This window comes from Polaribacter marinivivus (assembly GCF_042651285.1).
Lineage (GTDB): Bacteria > Bacteroidota > Bacteroidia > Flavobacteriales > Flavobacteriaceae > Polaribacter > Polaribacter marinivivus.
Window position 1 is genome coordinate 1,173,372 of sequence record NZ_JBHSCY010000001.1, and the last position, 16,540, is coordinate 1,189,911.

Annotated in this window: 17 protein-coding genes and 1 tRNA gene; 6 read left to right on the forward strand and 12 right to left on the reverse strand. The window is 26.1% G+C overall.

Annotated features, from left to right (window positions below; genetic code table 11):
• Positions 1 to 4: 4 nt before the first annotated feature.
• Complete coding sequence (locus ACFOWD_RS05455; RefSeq protein WP_377408759.1) at positions 5 to 2,227, reverse strand: M56 family metallopeptidase; 2,223 nt, start codon at positions 2,225 to 2,227, stop codon at positions 5 to 7.
• Positions 2,220 to 2,594 (reverse strand): BlaI/MecI/CopY family transcriptional regulator, encoded by a 375-nt coding sequence (locus ACFOWD_RS05460; RefSeq protein WP_377408761.1) that lies wholly within the window; start codon positions 2,592 to 2,594, stop codon positions 2,220 to 2,222. The genes ACFOWD_RS05455 and ACFOWD_RS05460 overlap by 8 nt, the downstream gene beginning before the upstream one ends.
• A 115-nt stretch (positions 2,595 to 2,709) precedes the next feature.
• Here ACFOWD_RS05460 and ACFOWD_RS05465 point away from each other — a divergent pair, with 115 nt between their 5' ends.
• Genes ACFOWD_RS05465 through ACFOWD_RS05475 form a run of 3 tightly spaced genes read left to right on the forward strand, consistent with a single transcriptional unit; the run spans position 2,710 to position 4,574 of the window.
• Positions 2,710 to 3,339: a peptidylprolyl isomerase gene (locus ACFOWD_RS05465; RefSeq protein WP_377408763.1), complete on the forward strand. Its 630-nt coding sequence runs from the start codon at positions 2,710 to 2,712 to the stop codon at positions 3,337 to 3,339.
• Positions 3,340 to 3,348: 9 nt separating this feature from the next.
• Positions 3,349 to 3,921: a hypothetical protein gene (locus tag ACFOWD_RS05470; protein ID WP_377408765.1), complete on the forward strand. Its 573-nt coding sequence runs from the start codon at positions 3,349 to 3,351 to the stop codon at positions 3,919 to 3,921.
• Positions 3,921 to 4,574 (forward strand): DUF2490 domain-containing protein, encoded by a 654-nt coding sequence (locus ACFOWD_RS05475; RefSeq protein ID WP_377408767.1) that lies wholly within the window; start codon positions 3,921 to 3,923, stop codon positions 4,572 to 4,574. Before ACFOWD_RS05470 ends, ACFOWD_RS05475 begins: the two co-directional genes overlap by 1 nt.
• 52 nt (positions 4,575 to 4,626) lie before the next feature.
• Here the strand turns inward: ACFOWD_RS05475 and ACFOWD_RS05480 are convergent, their stop codons facing one another.
• Positions 4,627 to 5,838 carry an OmpA family protein gene (locus tag ACFOWD_RS05480; RefSeq protein ID WP_377408771.1) on the reverse strand — a complete coding sequence of 404 codons (1,212 nt, stop codon included), beginning with the start codon at positions 5,836 to 5,838 and terminating at the stop codon, positions 4,627 to 4,629.
• Between the two features lie 122 nt (positions 5,839 to 5,960).
• On the reverse strand, positions 5,961 to 7,355 hold the full coding sequence (locus tag ACFOWD_RS05485; protein WP_377408773.1) for a dipeptidase: 1,395 nt from the start codon (positions 7,353 to 7,355) through the stop codon (positions 5,961 to 5,963).
• 92 nt (positions 7,356 to 7,447) lie between these two features.
• On the opposite strand from ACFOWD_RS05485, the gene ACFOWD_RS05490 reads away from it, so the two are divergent.
• Positions 7,448 to 7,529, forward strand: a tRNA-Leu gene (locus ACFOWD_RS05490).
• A 241-nt stretch (positions 7,530 to 7,770) separates the two neighbouring features.
• Here the strand turns inward: ACFOWD_RS05490 and ACFOWD_RS05495 are convergent.
• Positions 7,771 to 8,487 carry a hypothetical protein gene (locus ACFOWD_RS05495; protein WP_377408775.1) on the reverse strand — a complete coding sequence of 239 codons (717 nt, stop codon included), beginning with the start codon at positions 8,485 to 8,487 and terminating at the stop codon, positions 7,771 to 7,773.
• Positions 8,488 to 8,974: 487 nt separating this feature from the next.
• Here ACFOWD_RS05495 and ACFOWD_RS05500 point away from each other — a divergent pair, with 487 nt between their 5' ends.
• On the forward strand, positions 8,975 to 9,520 hold the full coding sequence (locus ACFOWD_RS05500) for a hypothetical protein (protein WP_377408777.1): 546 nt from the start codon (positions 8,975 to 8,977) through the stop codon (positions 9,518 to 9,520).
• A 1-nt stretch (position 9,521) separates the two neighbouring features.
• Here ACFOWD_RS05500 and ACFOWD_RS05505 read toward each other — a convergent pair whose 3' ends face one another.
• The 6 genes from ACFOWD_RS05505 to ACFOWD_RS05530 all read right to left on the reverse strand — a co-directional run bounded on the left by ACFOWD_RS05505 (position 9,522) and on the right by ACFOWD_RS05530 (position 14,819).
• A complete protein-coding gene (locus tag ACFOWD_RS05505; protein ID WP_377408778.1) occupies positions 9,522 to 9,761 on the reverse strand; it encodes a hypothetical protein in 240 nt (79 codons plus the stop codon).
• Between the two features lie 180 nt (positions 9,762 to 9,941).
• Positions 9,942 to 11,033, reverse strand: coding sequence for a DUF6371 domain-containing protein (locus tag ACFOWD_RS05510; RefSeq protein ID WP_377408780.1), 1,092 nt, complete (start codon positions 11,031 to 11,033; stop codon positions 9,942 to 9,944).
• Positions 11,033 to 12,610, reverse strand: coding sequence for a DNA primase family protein (locus ACFOWD_RS05515; RefSeq protein ID WP_377408782.1), 1,578 nt, complete (start codon positions 12,608 to 12,610; stop codon positions 11,033 to 11,035). The genes ACFOWD_RS05510 and ACFOWD_RS05515 overlap by 1 nt, the downstream gene beginning before the upstream one ends.
• Position 12,611: 1 nt before the next feature.
• Positions 12,612 to 12,917, reverse strand: a complete 306-nt coding sequence (locus tag ACFOWD_RS05520; protein ID WP_377408784.1) for a hypothetical protein — start codon at positions 12,915 to 12,917, stop codon at positions 12,612 to 12,614.
• A 5-nt stretch (positions 12,918 to 12,922) separates the two neighbouring features.
• Positions 12,923 to 13,210 (reverse strand): helix-turn-helix domain-containing protein, encoded by a 288-nt coding sequence (locus ACFOWD_RS05525; protein WP_377408786.1) that lies wholly within the window; start codon positions 13,208 to 13,210, stop codon positions 12,923 to 12,925.
• A gap of 355 nt (positions 13,211 to 13,565) precedes the next feature.
• Positions 13,566 to 14,819, reverse strand: a complete 1,254-nt coding sequence (locus tag ACFOWD_RS05530; RefSeq protein WP_377408788.1) for a tyrosine-type recombinase/integrase — start codon at positions 14,817 to 14,819, stop codon at positions 13,566 to 13,568.
• Between the two features lie 286 nt (positions 14,820 to 15,105).
• On the opposite strand from ACFOWD_RS05530, the gene ACFOWD_RS05535 reads away from it, so the two are divergent.
• On the forward strand, positions 15,106 to 16,086 hold the full coding sequence (locus ACFOWD_RS05535; protein WP_377408790.1) for an NADPH:quinone oxidoreductase family protein: 981 nt from the start codon (positions 15,106 to 15,108) through the stop codon (positions 16,084 to 16,086).
• Here ACFOWD_RS05535 and ACFOWD_RS05540 read toward each other — a convergent pair.
• Positions 16,079 to 16,525: an acyl-CoA thioesterase gene (locus ACFOWD_RS05540; RefSeq protein WP_377408791.1), complete on the reverse strand. Its 447-nt coding sequence runs from the start codon at positions 16,523 to 16,525 to the stop codon at positions 16,079 to 16,081. The genes ACFOWD_RS05535 and ACFOWD_RS05540 overlap by 8 nt on opposite strands.
• Positions 16,526 to 16,540: the final 15 nt, after the last annotated feature.

The following is a 16,540-nucleotide window of genomic DNA, read 5'->3' on the forward strand; positions in this document are numbered from 1 at the left end:
TGTATTATTTGCTTTTAGCTTCGACTATTTTTGATCCGTCCTTAAGTTTTCTAATATTGATACTTTTAATTTTATTTGTTTCAACATTACTCAATTGTTTATAAGTAATTTTTTTTCCATCTAAAAAGTAACTAACATTTTCTCTATTTTTCTTCTTTTCTTCTTCTGTAAGATTTTTTAATGCATTTACAAATGATTCTTCTTTTAAAGTTTTACTGCTGTTAAAAGTAATTTTTGGTTTTACTTTTTTCTCAGGAATTGTATCTTTTACTTTTAAAGCACTTTTAACATTTTTACTTTTAATAATTTCTTTTTTTGGCTTTTTACTTTTTTTTGGAGCAGGAGGAATTTCATTTAAAGTATTACCAGTTCTTTTTTTCCAGTTTTCAAACTCCATTTTTGCTTTTTGCTTTTCTTCTTCAGAAGCATTCATTGGAACAGGTGGAGGAGGAAATAACAATTTATCTTCTTCAGTTAAATCTTTTCTTAACTTATAAAATACAACATCATTTTTCATTAACCTTACATAAGGTTCTTGTGGATGAATAGGTCTTTTTACCTTTGATTTATTTTCTTTAGATAATCTAAAATAAAGAGAACCTAGTTCTGAAAATAGATTATTTAATTTTTGTTGTCTTTCTGTATCACTTTTTATAAAATGAGGCTTTTTTATTCTTAACTCTTCATATTGTTTGTTTTTACTTTTATAAAGTTTGATATCAGTATAAATAGAAGTCTCTAGGATTTTAGCTTTAGTAAAATTTAAATCATTAATACTTTGTTTAGATCCTCTGCTACTTGGAGTATTATATTTCTTTTTTTGTTCTTTAACCTCAATTACTTCTTCTTCAACTTCTTCTATACCATGCTTTTCTTTTAAATATTTTAAAAAGTCATTTACTCTTTTTTGATTTTTACTTTTAAAATATTGTTTAGTTTCTAAACTAGCTTGATATTCTTGAGGGAATCTTTTACTTCTTGCATTTTTATGAACAAAACTTACAAAATAATGACTAAAATCTAAGTTGTTGTATTTGTTTAAATCACTATTTTTAGCAACTTTTCCATCAATCCAAATCGCATATTTTTCACTATTTTTTAAATCTTCAATTAATTTTGAAGTTGGTGTTTTTTTCTTTGTTTTTAATGGTGGAGGAGGTACTAAACCTTTCTTTTCTTCTTCAGATAATTCGTTATACTTTTTAGTTATACTTTTACCATTTTTATTTTTAAATGTATATCTACCTTTACTATATATATATTCTTTATACAATTTATTATTGCTATAATCTAATTGATTATCAGCTATTTTTTCAGTAATAGTTTCAATAGGGATTTCTTTTTCTTCTACTATAACTTCTTGCGCTTCAACTCTTTCTGCAAAGAGGAAGAAAAATCCTGCTAATAACGGAATTACCGCCAGTTTTTTTAACAAGATTTTTGTTGGTGAACTTTGTATTGTCATCATTTTTAATCTCTTTTTTGTTACTAAATAATTCAAATTACTGGCCAAGTAATAATCGTTTTTCCAAGATGCTTTATTAATTAATAAATGCTGGTATTGGAATGTGTTTTTATGTTTTGTAATTACAGTTTCGTCTGCTAAATATTCATGATTTAATTGAATTGCTTTCTTTAGAAATATAAATAATGGATTTATCCAAAATATAATCTGTAAAATCTCTATCAATAAAACATCTAGCGTATGTTTTTGAGTGGCATGTGTTAACTCATGGGTAAATAATTCTTGTTCTACTTTTTCATTAAAGTAGGCTTCTTTATTGATAAAAATATAATTCCAAAACGTATGAGGTAAAATCTTATCATCAACCAAAACCAAAACAGCTTTTTGATAATTAATTTTTTTGTTGATATATATTTTTCTGATGATTTTATATAAATTTATTCCAAATCGAATTAAAAATAAAAGCGATACAAAAGCATAAATACCAATTATTATAGATAGATAATCGATATTATTTTGTTCTATTATTACAGCATTTTTGTTGTTTTCTAAAACTGGCAAATAAGTTGATTCTGTCGCTTGTATTACTATAGGTTCAACATCAATAGTTATTGTAGCAAAAGGAATTACAAATGAGAAAACAACTCCAATTAAAAGATAAAATCGATTAAAATGATGCATTTTTTCTTTTTCTAAAATCAAATGATAAAAGAAAAGTATAAGTGCTAAACAAGCAGCAGATTTTAATAAATAGCTAATCATTTTTCTGTTCTTTTATTTGATGATCAATAATTTTTTTTAATTCTTCTAGTTCCTTTGTTGTTAAGTTGGTTTCTTTAGTAAAAAACGATGCAAACTGGCTAGCAGAATCATTAAAAAAGTTTTTAATTAAACCATTAACATGATTAGAAAAGTAATCAGTTTTTTTTATGATTGGATAATACTCTCTTGATTTTCCAAATAATTTGTAATCTATAAAACCTTTGTCTTTAATCCTTTTTAGTAAAGTAGCTACAGTTGTTGTTGCAGGTTTAGGGTTAGGAAAGTCCTCTAATAAGTCTTTTAAAAAAGCTTTTTTACGTTTCCATAAATACTGCATTAATTGCTCTTCTGTTTTAGATAATTGCATAGAAATGTATTTTACTCTACAAACATAGAATAAAATATTTAATTCTACAAATGTAGAGTTAAAAAATATTTAAAAGTTATTTGGTTATTTTTGTTTTGCTTAAATAGAAATAAATATGAAAAAAATATATGTAATTTTTTGTTTACTTTTTTTATCTGCTTGTGCATCAGTTAAATTCAAAGATAAATGGTTAACAAAACAAGCACCAGAAACTTTTAAAGCTCGTTTTGAAACAACTCAAGGAAATTTTGATATTCTAGCAAAGAGAGAATGGTCTCCTGCAGGAGTAGATAGACTTTATCAGTTAATTACTAGAGAATACTATCAAGATGTAGCTATTTTTAGAGTAGTACCAAAATTTGTTGCTCAATTTGGTATTCACAATGATACAGTTATCAATAATGCTTGGGGTAAAAAAGGAATTATTGACGAACCTGTGTTGAAAAAAAATGCTAAAATGACGATTGCTTTTGCTAGAGGAGGAGTAAAAACAAGGTCTAATCAGATTTTTATAAATTTAAAAGACAATTATAGATTAGACACTTTAGCTTATTCTGGAGTAACAGGATTTCCTGTAGTAGCAGAAGTAGTTGATGGTAAAGAAAATGTATTAAAATTTTATAATGGTTATGGAGATAAATTAGGATACAAACAAGACTCTATTTCTAAATTTGGTAATACATTTTTAAGAGAAAAATATCCAAAAGTAGATTATATAATTAAGGCTTATATTTTAAAAGACTAATAATATTTTATGAAAAAGATATTATTTTTCCTTTTACTAATTATTGTCTCTTCTCTACAATGTCAAGAAAAACTAGAAAGAGAATATCGAATTAAATCTACAGAAGCACCCAATAATGCACTAGATTTTATTGATAAATTAAACTTACCTAAAAAAGTAAAATGGTATATAGAAGCTAGTAATGAAGGTAAAACTTTTGAAGCAAAAACTTGTTTTGAAAACCATTTGTTTAGCGTTGAGTTTTCTGAAAAAGGAATTTTAATTGATGTCGAAATGAAAACATCTTTTTCTAAAATAGAAGCTTCAGTTAAAGAAAAAATTACAAAAACATTTAAAAACAGATTTGATAAATACAGAATTAAAAAAACTCAATTTCAATATAGAGGTTTCCAAAAAGAGCTTACCAAACTTTTTGTTAAGTATTACAATAATACAATTGAGGTTGATGTTTTTTATGAAATAGTGGTAAAAGGAAAAAAAGATAAAAACTATGAACTTTATGAGTTTTTATTTGATGCAAAAGGAGATCTTGTAAAATCATTAAAGTTTGCGATTCCAAATTCTGATAATCTTCAGTTTTAATGAAAACATTCTGCTGTTTTTTACTATCTTTTTGTTGTTCAAATTTACTTTTTGCACAATTTAATTTTAATACAGGATTTTTACCTAAAATAGTCGTTTCTAAAAAACTTTCTAATAAGAATATCTGGGTTAATAGTTTAGAATCTAGAACATTTATTCTTGATGATAATAATGAATTTTCACATAGTTTAGTTGATATATCTTCAATTATATCAATAAAAACAGACTTTGAACAATCTTTTAACTTTGGTTATATTCTTCGTTTTAGAGATGATAAAACTATTCATAGAATTTTTCAGCATTACAATTTTGTAAGTCAATTAACAAGTATAAAAATTGCGCATAGAATTGCTTTCGAACAATTTTATCAATCTAAAAGACAAACAATTTTTAGAACTAGGTATAGATTTACTTTAGAAAAACCCTTAAGTGGAGAAAGAGTTGATATTAAAGAGTTTTACTTAAAGCTAGGTAATGAATTATTGTATGATTTTACAGATTTAAAAATTAGAATAACTCCTTATTTAGGGTATCAAATTTCAAAAAAAGATAAAATAGAATTTGGTTTAGATTATAGATTGGGTGAATTTATAAAAAATAATACTCAGAATGATTTATGGTTTAGAACAACTTGGTATATTTCTTTAAACTAAAAAAGCATCAACATTTAAAATATTGATGCTTTTTTAAAATATTATTAAAGTTTTATCTTAATTTAAAAATAACTTTTCTAGCAAATTGTCTTGCAGATTTACCAACACTAGTATCTTCTCCACCACCAAAATAAGATAGTCTAGAAGGATTTATACCAGCAGCAACAAGTACATCATACACCTTTTTTGCTCTTTTTTGAGATAAAGTTTTATTTCTGTTAGCTGAGCCTGTTTCATCTGCGTAACCTATTAAGTCTGCACTTATAGTTGGGTTATCCATCAAAAATTGTTTTAAGTAGTTTACAGAATTTAAAGACCCTTCTTGAATTTCAGACTTATTTACATCAAAATAAACATTAATATAACCTCTATTTAAAAGCTCTTTGATAAAATTTACATTTCCTCCAGATACAACATCTGCATATTTATTTTCTTTTACTTCGTCTCTTTTGATATATCTAGCATCTAATTCTGTCATAATTAGATCTTTGTTTGGAGATGAAATAGTTTCTTTAGTTTTTAAATCTGCAATTTCTTTTTCTGCAGTAGTTAAACGCTTTTTAATTTTATCTAACTCACTTTCAACTGGAGTTTTTTCTTCGTAATAGAAATCAGCTAGTTTTCTATATCTACCAAAAGATATGTTTAAACCAATAGATGTATTAAAAAGACTAATATTTGATTCTCTAGAACTTGTAGCAGCTCCACCATCAAAATTTATGTCTTGATAAAAATTAATGATTGATGAAAAATCAGCAAAAACAGCAATTCTATCAGAAATTTTAAATTGTGGTGTAATTCCTACACTAAGTGGAAGTGTAAATACGTTACCAGAAACTACTGGATCAGTTACATTTACAATACCAACACCAATACCACCATGAGCAAGTAAGCTTATTCTTTTTGTCCAAGTATGAAATTTTAAAACATTACCCATATTAACAACTCCTTGTAAAGAAGCTCTGTAAAAATTAGAAGTAAATGGTTGGCTAAATTCATTAGCACTAAATTGATTGTATCCTAAGTCTAATCTTAAACCAAAACGTTCATTAAACATATATCTAACTCCTAAATTTCCTTGACCAAATATATTTTCTGAATATCCACTTGAAATTGGGGTTCCAATTTGATGAATACCACCCCCTAAATCTACAGACCATTTGTCAAAATTTTGACTATTTACTTGAAATGAAGCCAAAAAGATTAAAGAAACTATACATATTTTCTTCATTAATTCTACTTTAATTTTGTTTTGATTTTTCATTTTATCCCCTTTAAAATGCAAAGTTATAATTTATTTGTTGCAATATAGAAATATTATTCAATTTCATTGTTATTGGCTTCCATTTGAAACGATATTAACTTCAAATATTAAAGCTTAATTTATTATTGATTTTTATAAAGTTCTGTAAAATATTTATAAAAATATGGTATAGTTTCTATACCTTTTAAATAATTCCAAACCCCAAAATGTTCATTAGGAGAATGAATTGCGTCAGAATTTAAACCAAATCCCATTAAAATCGTTTTGCTTTTTAGTTCTTTTTCAAAAAGTGATACTATAGGTATACTACCACCACTTCTTTGTGGTATAGGTGTTTTTCCAAAAGTAGTTTCATATGCTTTACTGGCTGCTTGGTAGCCAATATTATCGATTGGAGTAACATAACCTTGACCTCCATGATGTGGTTTTACTTTTACTTTTACAGCTTTTGGAGCAATACTTTCAAAATGATTTTTAAATAATTCAGTAATTTCTTTCCAGTCTTGATTAGGCACTAAACGCATAGAAATTTTTGCAAAAGCCTTACTTGCAATTACTGTTTTAGCACCTTCACCTGTATAACCTCCCCAAATTCCATTTACATCTAATGTTGGTCTAATAGAATTACGTTCGTTTGTAGAAAAACCTTCTTCACCATAAACAGCATCAATATCTAAAGCTTTTTTATAATTCTCTAAAGAAAATGGGGCTTTTGCCATTTCTTCTCTTTCTTCTTTTGACAATTCTTCAACATTTTCATAAAAACCAGGTATAGTAATATGGTTATTTTCATCATGTAATGAGGCTATCATCTTTGTTAAGATGTTAATAGGGTTAGCTACAGCACCTCCATATAAACCAGAATGTAAATCTCTATTAGGTCCTATAACTTCTACTTCTACATAACTAAGCCCTCTTAAACCAGTTGTTATAGAAGGAATTGTATTAGCTATCATTCCAGTATCTGAAATTAAAATAACATCATTGGCTAATTTTTCTTTATTTCTTGGTACAAACCAAGACAAACTTTCAGAACCTACCTCTTCTTCACCCTCTATCATAAATTTTACATTACAAGGTAAATTACCAGTGGATGTCATGTATTCTAATGCTTTTACATGCATATACATTTGTCCCTTATCATCACAAGCACCTCTTGCAAAAATTGCACCTTCTGGATGTATTTCAGTTTCTTTTATAACAGGTTCAAAAGGAGGAGAAGTCCATAATTCTATTGGATCTGCTGGTTGCACATCATAATGCCCATATACAAGAACTGTTGGTAAGTTTTTATCAATTATTTTTTCACCATAAACTATTGGGTAACCAGGAGTTTCACAAAGTTCTACTTTGTCACAACCAGCTTTATGTAAGCTATTTAAAATAAAATCTGCTGTAAGTAAAACATCTTTTTTAAAAGCTGAATCTGCACTTACAGAAGGTATTTTTAATAACTCTATTAATTCATCTAAGAAAGTTTGTTTGTGTTCTTTTATATAAGATTTTATATGTGACATTTTTTATTAATTTGAAAGAAATTCAAAAATATAAAAATAATAATGAAGGGCTTTGTAATTTCAAGTGATTGTTTATATTTGCAGTCCAAATTGCAGGCGTGGTGGAATTGGTAGACACGCTAGACTTAGGATCTAGTGCCGAAAGGTGTGAGAGTTCGAGTCTCTCCGCCTGTACTTTTAAAAACCTTAACATTCTAATTTACTGATTGTTAGGGTTTTTTATTGCTCTAAATTGTACGATTATTGTATTGTAAGGTTGTTTTTGTCTTTTGAAACCAAAAAAACCTACCCAAAAAGGATAGGTAAATTGCTATGAAAAAGAAAGCAAATACTTGCTTTCTAAATTCAAATATAAAAATTTCATAAATATTTTTTCTATTTAAAACTTTACATTAAACATTTTTTTATGTTAATTTCAAATTCCATATTTTTTTTTCCAATCTTGAGTTTGTTTTTCCCAATCTTGAGTTCGTTTTTCTAAATCACTTTGTAAACTATTAATTCTTTCAGATATTTTATTTTCTGACCACTCTAATTTTACTTTAAAATTATTTAATCTATCAAGTTCTTTATCGATTTCTTTTTTGTTAAGGTGAGCTGTGTATCCATCAATTTTACTTCGCATTTTAGAAATTATCCAGTTTTTAGCCTCTTCAACAATGAATTTCATGAGATTTAAGTTACCATACTCTTTTATTTTAAATAAATAATCTTTTTCAAATTGTTCCCAAATGACATAAATTTGACTATTCCATTTATCATCACCATACTTGTGATTAATATCATTTAAATTATTATCAATATCATAAAAATCATTATATTCTTTCATGTATTTATTATGAAGTTCCTCATAATGTTTGTTATAAAGTTCAGAGCCCTCATAAAATTCCTCATCGCTTTCAATATCATAGGTGATTTGACCATTTCTATCATGATAACCATCCCTGAAATTACTTCCCCAATTAATATTTAAAGTAAGCTCTTCGATATCGTCAGAATCATTAATAAAGGGAGAACTATACTTAATAACAATTTTATACCTTAATTGATTGCATGGATATTCTATTATTCTTTCAGTTAATTTATTTGACTGAAGATTAATATTTATAATTTTAAAATCTTTTATTTTCATAATTTATTTTAAATGGACAAGCCTTAATTTCTGGAGAATAATATTCTTTTACTAAATTATTAATTTTTTATTTAGATTTTCCACACAGATAATTATTTAAAAGTTTTGAAACAATTAAATAAATTAAATAGTAAAGTAAAGTTTTTTTATTGTGCAAAAAAGATTCAATAAAATAATAATCTGTCAAATCAAAACCATTTTCAAAATTCGAATATCTAACTTAAAAGTTTCTGATTCTGAAACTTTGAACTTTAGTAATTTTATTTTTAATTGTGTTGTAAAAACATCAACAAAAAAATGTCGATAGCAAAAAGATTGAGCTTTAATTTATCTATGATTAATTTATTAATCTCATCTTCATCTTCAATCTTAATATCGTCTTTATAAAATTCTACCAAACCCTTTAATTGATATTTTTTTTTAAAATTTAAAAAATAAAGTTAATTTAAAGCTTCATTTTATACATTTACTACACAAAAAAACATCTATGAAAATTTTATCTACGCTTCTGTTTTTAATAATATCTCTTAGTGCTAATTGTCAAAATCCTAAAACTGAGTTTGAAAACTTTAAACTTCAGGATAATAAAAAAATTATTTGGGAAAAAATATTTGATAGAAATTTATCAAAAGACTCTATACTTAATATTATCTCTGAACACAAAAGTTCACAAAGATTTTTAAATAATATTGATTTAAAAGATGATTCTTTTAGTGGATTGTCAAATTTTATAAAAATATCTGATTTAAAAGGATTGCCTTTAGCTGTTCATACAGATTTTAATTGTTTTGTAAGAATAGATGTAAAAGATAATAAATATAGGGTAACCATTAATGATATTAAATTTAAACCAATTAATTTAAATTACGGTATGGTAGGAATGAATACTAATTTTACCTTAGAAGATATAGTTGTAAGAAATAAACACCACGAAATAAGAAAAAATAAAACAGCAAGAAAGGTGTTAACAAATCTAAATAATGATTTATTATCTATATTTAATTTTAAGATAAAAGAAAATAAAGGCTGGTAGATTATTTGAAATTTATTTTACTGTAAAGCATTTCAGGGTTTCTTCTTTTAGTTAGTTTATTTATTTTTTTTGTTAGTTCTAATTTCTTCATTGAAATTTCAACTTGATTTTCTAAACTATTTAAAGCTTCAATTTTACCCTCTAAATGAATAATTTTTAAAATATGTAAAAATTGTTCTTTATTTAATTTAGGAACATTATAAACATTTGTTTTATTAATAAAATATTCTAAGTGAGTCATTTTTAATTCTAAAAGGAATTACCTCCTTTACTATTAGGGAAAAATAATAGTAATAAGCATTTTATATTATATCTAATAAGCCTATAAAAATAAGGTTTCTTTTTTTTCTTTTTCATTTTATAAATTTAGTAATTCCTTTTTTTTATCGTGCGAAAATCAATTTAAATAATTAATTTTTTATTAATAAATATTATAATAATCTGCCAGATCGAAACCATTTTCAAAATTTGATTGCTCCAGTAATTTGCTTACTTGAATTTTAAAGCCTTTTTTGTTGAGTTCATTTGCTTTTTTATTCCAGTAAACAAATTCGCCTTTATCAGGAAAAGCAATGCAAAAACGATTTTTAATAGGTTTTAGTAATTGTTCTTTAAAGTTGCTTTTACTACCAGTAGCTAGCCAAATATATTGAGGTAAAAACATACTCATAATAATTGCTGTTTTCTCGCTTTCTACAATACCAATTTTTTTAGTGTAGTCTTCATTTATAAGGTGCAAACCAAATAAGCATTGGCAAAGTTTAAAATCAGCTACTTTTAAAGCATTATGAAGCCAATTAATATGATTGTAAGGCTCTTTTATTCTTTTGCCTGTATTCTTGTTATAAAGCATAATTTTTGCACCTCTTATCTGTTCTTTTGTATCTATTTGCCAAAATATTGTTGAGTTATTCCAAAAAAAATTTGAGCCAGTTAAATAATAATTTGAAACTGCATTATTAACCTTTTCAAAATCAAAATTTTCTAATAAATAATATGTCAAATTACAAACGTTATCTTTTTTATTATATTCCTTTATAATATTGTCCTGAAGCTTTAAACTATGATAGCTTATATTTTTTTGTAGAGGTTTTTCAACTGTTTTTACAACGTTTAAAAAAGAGGTAAAGTCTGAGTTAAAATATTTGCTTTCTTTATTTAGATAATTGATTTTAGAATTCTTTAAATACCATTCAGAAATAAAACAACTATTTTCTTTTTGCTCTAATATTTGCGACTTTGGTATTATCGAAATTAAGCCGTTTTTATCAACTAATTTAAAAGCCTTATTACTTATCTCTTTTAACGTTATAAAATCAATTAGAAACGCTTTTTTGCCCTTTGGTGGTGCTTTGTAGTATTGGCAATTTTGCTCCCTATCACATCTACCAAAATCAGTAGGTAAATATTCGCCCTTAACTGTATCAACAAATCTTACAAATGTTTTCTTATTACAGTTAGGGCAAATAAATTTTTTACTACTATTATCTAATGAGTATTTGTATTCAATCATTAAATAATTATTGTCTTATCAGTAGAAATATAAGCTACATTACCAATACTGATGCGTTTTACCATAATGTTAAAATGTCTTAATCTCTTTATAAAATTTGACTTATTCACATTGTGGAAACCGTCTTCTATACAAAACCTTTTGTATTGGTTGTATAGTTCACTTATTGAGGTGTAATCAATAGAGGGTTTATACTCTAATTCATCAATAAACATTTTAACGCTATCACTTTGTTTTTCGTAATTGCTTCGAGCCATTTCAACGGCTTTACATTTACTAAAATTTCTTTGTGATAAAACCCTTTCAAGTCCTGATAATATCCAATTAAAAACCCCTGACAATTCATTATTAATGATTTTTTTTGATAATTCTTTATCTTGTCTGTCTTCAGGTATTGTAGTATCAAAGCCAATAATTAAAAACCGTCTAAAAAATGCGTTTGTATGCTCTACATCTTTTGGTAAATCATTACAGTTAAAAATTAACTTTGCATACTCATTTAAAATAAAGGGTTCTCCATAAGGCAAACGTGCTTCGAGTGGTTCGCCTGATGCCATTTGTTTAAATACATCTGTTTCTAATTTGCCATTAAGTTCTGAAGCATAATTGACTAACTTATTTGCAATTTTTGCCCTGTGATATCCTGATTCATTTGTAAGACTTTGTAAAGAATAATTACTTACATTTTCATTGCCTAATAAGGCATTAAGAATATCAAAAAATACGCTTTTTCCATTTGCACCAGTACCATATAAGATAAGCATTTTTTCAAGCTTTAAAACTGTGGGTTTTATAAAGATATATCCACAAAACTCTGATAAAACATTTTGTTTTTCTTTATCAGGTAAAACCTCATCTAAATACTTTTTAAATAATGGTGCTTTTGCTTCAGGTTCGTATGAAAATGGTAACTGATGCGTTAAAAAATCATTTCTGTTAAACTCTCTTAACTGCCTTTTCTGTGGTGTAATTTCGAATGTACCATTTTCTAAATTTATAAGTACATTGTTTTTATTTGTCTTTGGTGTAGGCAAATAAGCATCAGATAAAAACTGTTTAAACAACTCATCTTTAAAAGTATGTATTTTACCTTTAAACTTTTCAACGCCCATTTTTAAAGCTACATTACCTAAAAAAGATTGAAAAGATTCTTTGTCTATTTCAGTCCAGTAATAACCATTATACAAATAAATGAAACCGTTCTTTTTGCACAAACCCCAGTTGTATGTTTTTGCAATTTTTAGAAGTTGTTCAATACAAATAATTAAATAATGATTCTTTGATAGTTTATAGCTTTTTAGTTGTTTAGTTAACTTAACGTATTTATCAAATTCAGCTTTATTTTCTTTATTATAAGAGCCGTCTTTATGATAAACAAATGGTTTTAGTAACTCAATTTCTTTTTCGATGTTTATACTATCAGGAAAAGCCAAAACTTTAAAATCTACTTTGCCAATAAAATTGGTAAGTTCATTTAAAACTTCATCAGTAGATTTTACAATATTGATTACAGTTTCTGCAAGTTGTTCAAAATCTTTTTGTACCAACTCATTTATTTTTTTATGTTCTAATTTCATTTTAAAATAGTTTAAGTTGATTAGACTTTGGAAACAAATCTTTATTGGTTGTTAAATACCATGCTTTAAAACCAGTAATTTCACATTCTTTTTTTTCTACTTCAGAAAGTATGCCTTGAAGTTCTAAGTCTCTTTTATATCTGCAAATTGATTTTTGAGGAATACCTGTTGCTTTTGCAATCATTGAACCAGTAGCAATATGCTTTTGTAAATATTGGAATATGGTTATTTTTTGGTTCTTATTTTCATTATTTTTGCCTTGTTTTATATCTTTAAATTGAAGGCTTTGTTTATTATTTATAATCATAGCCTTTATTTTTTGAGTTGTTTTAAGCTTTCTAATAATTCCGATTTTTTGTAATATCTACGGTTTCCAATGCCATAAGCAATTACTTTACCTTTATTTGTCCAGTGCCATAAGGTAGAGCTGTCTATTTTTAAAAAATTACAAGTTTCCTCTCTTGTAAGTAGTTTATCTGAATTATCAGAATTAATTGTTTCTTTGAAGTTTTCAAACACTTCTTTTACGCTATCTATAATAGCGTTTTGATAGTCATCAGGATTTACCTGAATAAACTGAATAAATTTGTTTTTACTCATATTATAAAATTTATAAGAGCAAACAAATAAGTAAAACTTTGATTTTGTTTAAAGTGTAAGAAAATTACTAATTATTTAAAAATGTATATACCATTTTAAATAATTTTTTGTAATTTTGTGTTGGATATAAGTAAAGTAAACTCTCACATAAACTTTACCTTTTAAACAAAATCAAAGAGTATGCTTAATAAGTTATACTCTTTTTGTTATTTAATACAAATCTATAAAATCTATTTCAACTTTATAAAAATATTTATTCACACTTATTAACAAAGTATTCAATGTTTATAAGGGTTTTGGTATATACAATTATGTATTTTATGTATCAAATGAAGACAATAAAACAACATTTCTTTTAGAAATATTTTGTTATTTCGAGTGCCAAATCTTTATTGCTTTTGCCTATGTAGTTTAAAAACATTGCTTCGGTTGTATGTCCTGTAATTTCTTTTAAAAGTGAAGTAGGTATTGTACCATAAAAATTGGTTGCAAAAGAACGTCTGCCAACGTGTGAAGTAATTAATTTGTATTTCTTATAAGTACCTGATTGCTTTCTAAATATTTTACTATCTTTTTCGGTTTCTAACATAAGACTGCCTTTTGTGGGTTGGTTAACCTCTGCAATTTTACATACCTCTTTTATGTAATCATTATATTTTTGGTCTGATATTCTGTAAGGAAAATTACCGTTTCTTTTATTGAGTATTTCTAAAACCTTTGGATGTAGAGGTACAGTCATATTTTTTCCTGTTTTCTTTTGTTTAAACTCAATTAACTGTTTGCTGTCTTCAGTTCTTATCAATTCTTTAGTAAACCTCATAAAATCTGAAATTCTTTGCCCTGTATAACAACTGATAATTAACCAGTCTTTTGCATTGTTTAAACTATCTGTTAACTGATTTTTACTGATGTTTTCAATTTTAGATAAGTCTTCAAAGGTTAAATAAATTCTATCTGTTTTTTTGGGTTTCTTAATGGTTAAACCGTCTAATTGATTGTGAGTTTCAATACCTAAAAAACGTGCGTGTTTGCATACGGTTTTAACCCATACAAACGCCCTTTGTATTGTTCCTGATGCGTATAATTCAGCTTTACAATAATTTACAAACTCATTTTTAAATTTGTCGTTTACGTCTTTTATAAAAATGGTTTCCTTTCTTGAAGCTTCAAAACGTATTAAAAGTTGTTTAACAACTCTAATCTTTTTTAGTGAACTTTCTGTAATTTCATTTTTACGATAATTAATATAGTAATCAAAGTAATTTATTAAATCAGTTGGTAAATCTTTTTTTTGTTGAGGTGGGTTGTAATAATAGTCTATTTGAGTATTTAACCATTCTTTATTTATACTTTCAGGATTAACAGAATTGAAAGCTTTAAGAATGTGGTTTTCTATTTTATTGAGTTCGTTGTTTATTTCGGTTTGATAATTAGTAATCTCAATATCTTTTGATTTCTTTTTATGTTGTTTGCTCCAGTAATATTTTGAAACTTCAATTTTTGTTTTGCCACCGAAAACAAAATCTTTGTCATTATATCTAAATAACAATCTTAAATTAAGTTTTGCTTTTTCTTTAGTTGAACGATACAGAAAATTTATAGTAGCCATACAAATACATTTAATTACAATACAAATGTATAATATTTGTACGATATTTGTACGGTAAAACTCAAATTACATCAAATTACATCAAAGTAGATAAAAACAATGAAAGGAGATAAAACCCTTTATTTATTTGATTAATCAATTTTTTTTCAAATAAAATAAGCTTTTTAATAGTGTCCAGTTTTGTTTAGTTTGTACTCTCTCCGCCTGTACAAAAAGCTTCTCTAATTATTGAGAGGCTTTTTTGTTTTTTATAATTGACTTATATTGTTGCTACAAATATTAAGTAATGAAAGCAATTATCTGTAATAAATTTGGTTTACCAGAAACATTAGAATACAAAGAAGTAGAAAACCTATTACCAAAAGAAGATGAGGTTTTAATTTCTGTAAAAGCTTGTAGTGTTAATTTTCCTGATACTTTAATTATACAAGGCAAATACCAATTTAGACCAGAATTTCCATTTTCTCCTGGGAGTGATGTAGCAGGAATTATAGAAAAAGTAGGAAATAAAGTATCTCATTTAAAAGTAGGAGATGAGATTGTAGGTTTTATTCCTTTTGGAGGTTATGCTGAAAAAGCAATACTAAAAGCAAAAGATTGTTTTTCAAAACCTAAAGGTATGTCTATGGTAAATGCATCTGCTTTTTTATTAGCTTATGGTACTTCTTACCATGCTTTAAAAGATAGAGCTAAACTTAAAAAAGATGAAACTATTTTAATACTTGGTGCTTCTGGTGGAGTTGGGTTAACTGCTTTAGAATTGGCTAAATTAATGGGAGCAAAAGTAATTGCTGCTGCTTCTACAAAAGAAAAATTAGACTTATGTAAACAATTTGGAGCAGATGAAGTAATTAATTATAAAGAAGAAAGTGTTAAAGATAAAGTTAAAGAATTAACAAACGGAAAAGGTGTAGATGTAATTTATGATCCTGTAGGGGGTCATTTTTCTGAGTTAGCTTTAAGAGCTATTGCTTGGAAAGGGAGACATTTAGTAATTGGTTTTGCTAATGGAGAAATTCCTAAAATACCTATTAATTTAACATTACTCAAAGGTGCAAGTATTGTAGGTGTTTTTTGGGGTGCTTTTGCACAAAAAGAACCTAAAAAAAGCTTAGAAAATATTAAAGAATTGTTAACTTGGTTTGCAACTGGTAAATTAAATCCTCATATAGACAAAACATACGCTTTACAAAATGCACCAAAAGCATTAGAAGATATGATGCAAAGAAAAGTAAAAGGCAAAATAGTAATTGATATGACTATTTAGCTTTTAGTATAATTTCTTTAAAATCATTTGTTTTTTCACTATTTTCAAATAGATGACTTGCTTCTTTTGGAGGAACAGTTAATTTACGTTTTGTTAAATCTAACCAAGCACCATAAACTTTTATGATAGCTGATAATTGTCTTGCCTCATTGAAAACTTCATGAGTTAATTTCCAACGTTCATTGTTTTTTGATAGTCCAGAGATTTTTAAATTAACACTTATGTTTTCACCTAAATGAATTTCTTTTCTAAAGCTAACATATTCTTCAAAAAGAATAGGGCCAATATTATGTTTGGTAAATTCTTCTATAGAAAAATTTTGTGCAGCAAAATATCTAATTCTTACTTCTGCAGCATACTCATTATAAGCAGTATGACGCATATGTCTATTAGGATCAAAATCAGACCATTTTGTGGCAAAGTTTACACTGTATTCCATACTTCAAAAATAAAA

Coding starts and splice junctions, on each gene's coding strand:
- ACFOWD_RS05510 (WP_377408780.1), bottom strand. CDS start 11,033: ATGATTGAATACAAATACTCATTAGATAATAGTAGTAAAAAATTTATT.
- ACFOWD_RS05485 (WP_377408773.1), bottom strand. CDS start 7,355: ATGTCACATATAAAATCTTATATAAAAGAACACAAACAAACTTTCTTA.
- ACFOWD_RS05470 (WP_377408765.1), top strand. CDS start 3,349: ATGAAAAAGATATTATTTTTCCTTTTACTAATTATTGTCTCTTCTCTA.
- ACFOWD_RS05515 (WP_377408782.1), bottom strand. CDS start 12,610: ATGAAATTAGAACATAAAAAAATAAATGAGTTGGTACAAAAAGATTTT.
- ACFOWD_RS05540 (WP_377408791.1), bottom strand. CDS start 16,525: ATGGAATACAGTGTAAACTTTGCCACAAAATGGTCTGATTTTGATCCT.
- ACFOWD_RS05505 (WP_377408778.1), bottom strand. CDS start 9,761: ATGACTCACTTAGAATATTTTATTAATAAAACAAATGTTTATAATGTT.
- ACFOWD_RS05480 (WP_377408771.1), bottom strand. CDS start 5,838: ATGAAAAATCAAAACAAAATTAAAGTAGAATTAATGAAGAAAATATGT.
- ACFOWD_RS05520 (WP_377408784.1), bottom strand. CDS start 12,917: ATGATTATAAATAATAAACAAAGCCTTCAATTTAAAGATATAAAACAA.
- ACFOWD_RS05465 (WP_377408763.1), top strand. CDS start 2,710: ATGAAAAAAATATATGTAATTTTTTGTTTACTTTTTTTATCTGCTTGT.
- ACFOWD_RS05535 (WP_377408790.1), top strand. CDS start 15,106: ATGAAAGCAATTATCTGTAATAAATTTGGTTTACCAGAAACATTAGAA.
- ACFOWD_RS05525 (WP_377408786.1), bottom strand. CDS start 13,210: ATGAGTAAAAACAAATTTATTCAGTTTATTCAGGTAAATCCTGATGAC.
- ACFOWD_RS05455 (WP_377408759.1), bottom strand. CDS start 2,227: ATGATTAGCTATTTATTAAAATCTGCTGCTTGTTTAGCACTTATACTT.
- ACFOWD_RS05460 (WP_377408761.1), bottom strand. CDS start 2,594: ATGCAATTATCTAAAACAGAAGAGCAATTAATGCAGTATTTATGGAAA.
- ACFOWD_RS05495 (WP_377408775.1), bottom strand. CDS start 8,487: ATGAAAATAAAAGATTTTAAAATTATAAATATTAATCTTCAGTCAAAT.
- ACFOWD_RS05475 (WP_377408767.1), top strand. CDS start 3,921: ATGAAAACATTCTGCTGTTTTTTACTATCTTTTTGTTGTTCAAATTTA.
- ACFOWD_RS05500 (WP_377408777.1), top strand. CDS start 8,975: ATGAAAATTTTATCTACGCTTCTGTTTTTAATAATATCTCTTAGTGCT.
- ACFOWD_RS05530 (WP_377408788.1), bottom strand. CDS start 14,819: ATGGCTACTATAAATTTTCTGTATCGTTCAACTAAAGAAAAAGCAAAA.